This window comes from Streptomyces sp. NPDC031474 (genome assembly GCF_055581185.1).
Window position 1 is genome coordinate 1 of record NZ_JBVIJX010000064.1, and the last position, 5,237, is coordinate 5,237.

6 protein-coding genes are annotated in these 5,237 nt (G+C 68.9%); 4 read left to right on the top strand and 2 right to left on the bottom strand.

All coding sequences use genetic code 11. The features are described 5' to 3' along the window. Window positions 1-58: 58 nt before the first annotated feature. Together ACZ5SK_RS48275 and ACZ5SK_RS48280 are read right to left on the bottom strand one after the other, a co-directional pair. A complete protein-coding gene (locus ACZ5SK_RS48275) occupies window positions 59-949 on the bottom strand; it encodes an AMP-binding protein (protein ID WP_468578090.1) in 891 nt (296 codons plus the stop codon). Window positions 950-961: 12 nt separating this feature from the next. Next, window positions 962-1,672, bottom strand: a complete 711-nt coding sequence (locus ACZ5SK_RS48280; RefSeq protein ID WP_361710747.1) for a MerR family transcriptional regulator — start codon at window positions 1,670-1,672, stop codon at window positions 962-964. Between the two features lie 273 nt (window positions 1,673-1,945). Between ACZ5SK_RS48280 and ACZ5SK_RS48285 the strand changes: the two genes are divergently transcribed. From ACZ5SK_RS48285 to ACZ5SK_RS48300, 4 genes are all read left to right on the top strand, one after another. After that, window positions 1,946-2,560 carry a DUF6230 family protein gene (locus ACZ5SK_RS48285; RefSeq protein ID WP_361710749.1) on the top strand — a complete coding sequence of 205 codons (615 nt, stop codon included), beginning with the start codon at window positions 1,946-1,948 and terminating at the stop codon, window positions 2,558-2,560. Between the two features lie 118 nt (window positions 2,561-2,678). Beyond that, complete coding sequence (locus ACZ5SK_RS48290) at window positions 2,679-3,170, top strand: DUF6114 domain-containing protein (RefSeq protein WP_361710751.1); 492 nt, start codon at window positions 2,679-2,681, stop codon at window positions 3,168-3,170. Window positions 3,171-3,936: 766 nt separating this feature from the next. Further along, entirely contained in the window at window positions 3,937-4,380 is a 444-nt protein-coding gene (locus ACZ5SK_RS48295) for a hypothetical protein (RefSeq protein ID WP_361710753.1), read from the top strand. Between the two features lie 258 nt (window positions 4,381-4,638). Then, the gene (locus ACZ5SK_RS48300) at window positions 4,639-4,944 is read left to right on the top strand and encodes a lipoyl protein ligase domain-containing protein (RefSeq protein WP_457495974.1); all 306 of its coding nucleotides are present in this window, start codon (window positions 4,639-4,641) and stop codon (window positions 4,942-4,944) included. Window positions 4,945-5,237 lie beyond the last annotated feature (293 nt).

Genomic DNA, 5,237 nt, shown 5'->3' on the forward strand with positions numbered 1-5,237 from the left:
ATACGATCTAGACACTCGCATCCTCGCAGGTCAACGGCACCTTTCTGCTATCGGGACGTCAGCCCGCCCAATTCCGCTGAATACCCAGGGTTAAAACCCGCATCGCTACGGAGCCGGATGAGCCGGCTGACGAGTCGTCGGCCGGCGAAGGACGCCTCCGGCAAGCGCGGACGATCCGCGGCACCAGCAGAAGCTCGGTCGGCCGGACGAGCCCCATGTCCTCGAACAGGCTGGACATGTCGCTCTGGGCGGTGAAGTACGAGACCCCGCCCCGGCTGAGCGCGGAGTACAGGTTGACCCGGCCGACCACATGGTTCATCGGCATGAAGTTGATGCCGACGGAGGGAGTGTCGGCGGGCGTCGGCAGCAGGCCCGCCCAGAACCGGTGGAGCATCCTCTCGGTGTAGATGGCGCCTTTCGGCGTGCCGGTGCTGCCGGAGGTGTAGAGCAGCAGCCGCATCGGGTCCTCGTCCGTATCCGGCTGGAACAGCGGCACCGTCGGCAGGCCGCGGCCACGGCCGGTCACCGCGGCCAGCGAGTCGACGGCGGTGAGGCCCGCCTCCGCCAGCCGCCGCCGCGCCGCCTCGAACCTCTCCCGCTCCTCGTCGGCCTCCGGATGGTGGTCGAACACCACGAGCCGAGGCTTCGAAGGGCTGGAGAGCACCAACTCGACCGCGGTGTCCAGGGCTTCCGTACTGGCCGCCAGGACACGCGGCCCGGTCTCCCCGACGATCGGCTCCAGCCGGGCGACCGGTGCGTTCGCCGGCCACGGCACGGCCACCGCACCCAGCCGCAGGCAGGCCAGGCCAGCGTCGCGTAGTCGACGCTCGTGAAGCCGCAGACCGCGACGGAGTCCCCCGGCCGGACCGGGTGACCGGTGTCCCCGCGCCACTCCGCTGCGATCGCGCCTGCCCGTTCCCACAGTTCGGCGTAGGTGATCTCCGAGCACCCCGCCGAGGGGTCACTCCGTCGGCTGCTCACCTCGCTCGCACGCAGGGCGATGATGGCGACGGTGGTTCGCGTCCTCCTGGGCCAGGCGCCGTAGCAGCCGGACGACCGGCTCGAACAGCACGGTGAGGACCACCGCCCGCTCGGCGAGGGCGATGCGGTCCTCGATCCCCTCGAACTGCGCGAAGTCCAAATCGGCGGTGGAGGTGGCGAGCTGTGCGTAGGGGATGAGGTCGTCGGCCGTGTAGTCGGTGCCGAGGCGGCTCAGCGCGGCGAGACTTTCGGCGAGTGCGGGGCGGTGCGGTGACGCGTCGGAGATCCGCCAGCCCATGTTCTCGATGAGAGCCTCGACCCTCGCGGCGGCTCCGCCCGGTTCCGCCTCGTCGGCGGCGCTCTCCGCTTCGGGACCGTCCTCGTTGTCCGCGCTGTTCTTCCCGTTCGTCTCTGCGGAGGGCACGGGCAGTGCGTGGTGGACGACGCCCAGGGTCTCGAACGCGTCCAGTGGACGGTCGACGGCTTCGAGCACTTCACGGGCGCGGGCGACGGAGAGCCCGCCGAGCTGGATGAGAGAACGGATCAGACGGAGCCGTTGGATGTGCTCCTCCTCGTACTCGACCGTGGTCGGGTTCAGCACGCGTCCTTCGGGGAGCAGCCCTTCCCGTCGGTAGTACTTGATGGTCGCCACCGGCACCCCGGACCGTCGGCTGAGCTCTGAAATCCTCATGCGCTCCCTCACGCTCAACTGTCCCACCAGTATCGCGTTACCGGGGGTTGCCCCACTGGGCTCGATAGTGCCACTATCAGGTACTCGGTAGTAACACTATCGAGTGCTTCTTCGGTGTGCCCACTTCTTCGTGTGCGTGGACGACATGCGCCCGCGGAAGCCGCCTGCACCGCCACGGCCACACCCAGCCGCAGTTCTTCCCCCGCCCCGGGCCAGGGCCAGTCAGTTCTGGGTCCGGTCGTCTCGTACGCCTAGACAACGGAGAACCACACAATGTCCCAGCGCATCGGCAAGACCCACTGGAAGCGTTTCGCCATCGGTGCGGTCCCGACGGTGGCCGCCACGGCGGCGGTCGCTGTCTCCATGGCCCAGGGCGCACTGGCCGCTTCGTTCAGCATCTCCGGTTCCGACTTCCAGGTCTCGGCCGGCAAGTTGAGCGGCACCGGATTCGGCAACTACGCCACGGTGGACGTCGCCAAGAACGGCAAGCACATACCCGTCTCCGTCTCATCCATCAAGAACGCGACGATCGTCGACATGTGCCAGTCCGTGCCGGTGGACATACCCGTGCTCGGGACCTACACGATGACGCTGAAGGCAGGCGGGTCGGGTACGCCGGTCAAGGCCAAGGACCTGTACATCGACATGACCGACCTCCAGGCGAAGAAGGGCACCTTCACCAACGTCGACATCGGCGTCGCGACCGGTGCCATGACCAAGGGTCAGGTCAACCCGAAGGACCACGTGGATCCCAACGGCTACGCCCAGCAGGCGGACGCGGTCGAGATCATCGATGCCCACCAGAAGGTCTGGGCCAGTTCTGCGGGCACGTTCGAACTGTCGGGCCTGCACATGAACATCGCGGCCGGCCGCCACGACTGCTTCTGACCTCGCTCCCGCCCTCCAGTCTCCCGTGCGCGCAAGCGGCCGGCGACTGCCCAGGGGGCGGCAGTGCTCCACCGTCCTCGCGGACACCCTCACCCACTCACGACTTGGGAGCTGCCACATGACGAGTGCAGGTGCACCCGCGCACCCCCACAGTGACAGCGGCTTCATCCGCGCTCGCCGGGACTTCCGGGCCTGGCGGCGCACCCGCCCCTTCTGGGCGGGCCTGCTGGTGCTCCTTGCCGCTGCGCCCATCATCTACTTCCCGTATTTCAACCTTTCCCTGGGCGCCCTGTCCGTGGCGATGTCCACCACCGCGGGGGCCGGGTCCCTGGTCATCGGCCTGACTCTGATCGTCCTCGGCGGACTCCTCTGGTTCCAGCCGATCATCAGGTTCTTCGCCGGCTGCGTCGCGGTGTTCCTCGGCGTGCTGTCGCTTCCCATCTCCAACTTCGGCGGATTCTTCCTCGGCACACTGCTCGCGGCGGTGGGCGGACTCCTGGCTCTGGCATGGGGCCCGGTGGACGGGGGCGGGCACCCGGAGGACATACCCGACGCCGCCGAGGGGCCGTCAGCCGCCGTCAGCCGGGCGGGAGGACAGGGGAGTGAGTGAGCAGTCGCCCGACACCCGCGGCGAGGCCGCAGCCCCCCGATTCGCTCGACCACCGAGGGGCCGGCACGCCATCCCCCGTACATCCGCGCTGACACGTCTGCGTCTGCCGGTCGGGCGGGCTCTCGCGTTGACCGCGCTGCCGACCGCCCTCATCCTGGGAGGCCAACGCCTGCCCGAGTCCGCGGACACGAGCGCCACCGCGGCGCTCTCCGTTTCCGAAGAGGGGTCAGGCGCGCCTGGAACCAGCGGTGTCGACTGCGCCCGTCCCGACGACACCGCAACCTCTGCGACGAACGCCCCCGCACACCCCACCCCGTCCACTGATCCCCACACCGCCGGCGCTCACCCGAGCGGGAAGCCCGTCAAGCCGCCGTCGCACGCGGACCACGAGGGAGCGGGCCCGACCCCAGCACCGACCGCCACTCCGACCCCCTCGCCCAGCGCAACCTCCGCCACAACGAGCCTCGCGGACATCCTCGGTCCCCTCTTCCGCGACGACGCCGAGCAGCAAAGCCCGTCACCCGACGCGAGCCCTTCACTCCACGTGAGCCCTTCACCAAGCTCGGCAACTTCGAGGCCGGAGTCCGGAGCACCGCCCGAGCCCCGGCTGTCCACCACGCCTGCATCACCTGCTCCCAGCCACCGGGCCGTCGAGCCGTCGCCCCGACCGGAGTCCACCGGGGGAGCCTCCCGAACCTGCGACATCAGCGACCTCAAGGCCCCCGAGGAACATGAGGCCGGCCGATTCTCCGCCGAGGCATGGAACATGAAGGGGAGCCGCCTCGCACTGCACGACCTCGTCTTCGGCGGCGTGGTGACCGTGGACACGGCCGCCGGGCCCAAGCGGGTGCTCAAGTTCTCCGCGGGGAGCGTCACGATCCGTGACCTGAAGATGGCGGTGCCCGTCGGCCCGCAGATCCAGCATATCGACGGGGCGCCCGGCTCGACCTCCACGCTGCGAGGCGACGGCATCACCATGTACGTCGAAAGCCTGACGGGCACCCTCTCCGGCATCGAAGGCGTTCCCGTACCGCCCGTCCTCCGCCTGCACCTCACCCCGGACACCATTCCGGAGTGGCTCTACGACACGGTCGGGAAGCTCGACCTCAAGCTCCAACTCGGCCTGGACGACGCCGACATCGACCAGGCCGGACAGACAGGCGGAAAACTCGCCATCCCCGGGATCCACGGGTACGGAACGCCACGCTGAAGCCAGTCCCAAGCGGCTGTGGTTGGTCGTGGTCATGGGTGACGACACCTGACCGCGGGACTGCGTCGCGCGCACGGTGTTCTGCTGGTGCAGCGGCGAGAGCCGCGGCCGTGGTCTGTTCGTCGGGGCAGGTTTTTGCAGGCGCGGCTCGAGGCGACGGCGCCTCGAAGACACGGGAGAGGCAATGCAGCCAGGGGCGATGGAGCGGGTCGATCTGCGTGAGGTGCCGTATGAGGTGGCGCAGGCCGACATGGCCGGTTGGGTGGCCGAGCGGAAGCAAGCGCCGAGAGCCTGGTCGGCGTGTGGACCCCCGACCACCGCAAAATCGCCTCCATCGGCATGCGCATCAGCGGCGGCGTGACCAGCCACCGATTCGCGCTCAACGTCGACCCGGACCTCGACGTCCATGCCACGTTCACGGCCTGCGCCCTGCCCGGTGTCCGGATGACCTCGTTGGCTCGACTCGCTGCCGAACTCCGCCGGCCCACGCCTACGGAGGAGCAGGTGAGGGATGCTGTAGCCGACGCCGCAACAGCCGAGCTGGCGCCATCCCGCACACCCTAGTGCCGCATCAGGCAACGTTTGCCCCGTCGCGACGCCCGGCACGCGCTCTCGCCGCACCGGCCGAAAGCCCAAGTACGTCCAGTACGAGGACTTCCGGCCGGCACGCCGAGAGCACGCTCCCCCACTCTCGACTTCGCTCGAGCGGGAAAGGGCCCCCACGACGCCGCTCCTTGACGGGCAAACGTTGCCTGATGCGGCACTAGTAGGACTCCGTTACGTCTGCCTGTGAGTCCTGTCTGGGGGCATGTTGAAGGTGTGGACGCACATGAAGTGAACCGTGCTCGGGCGAAGTT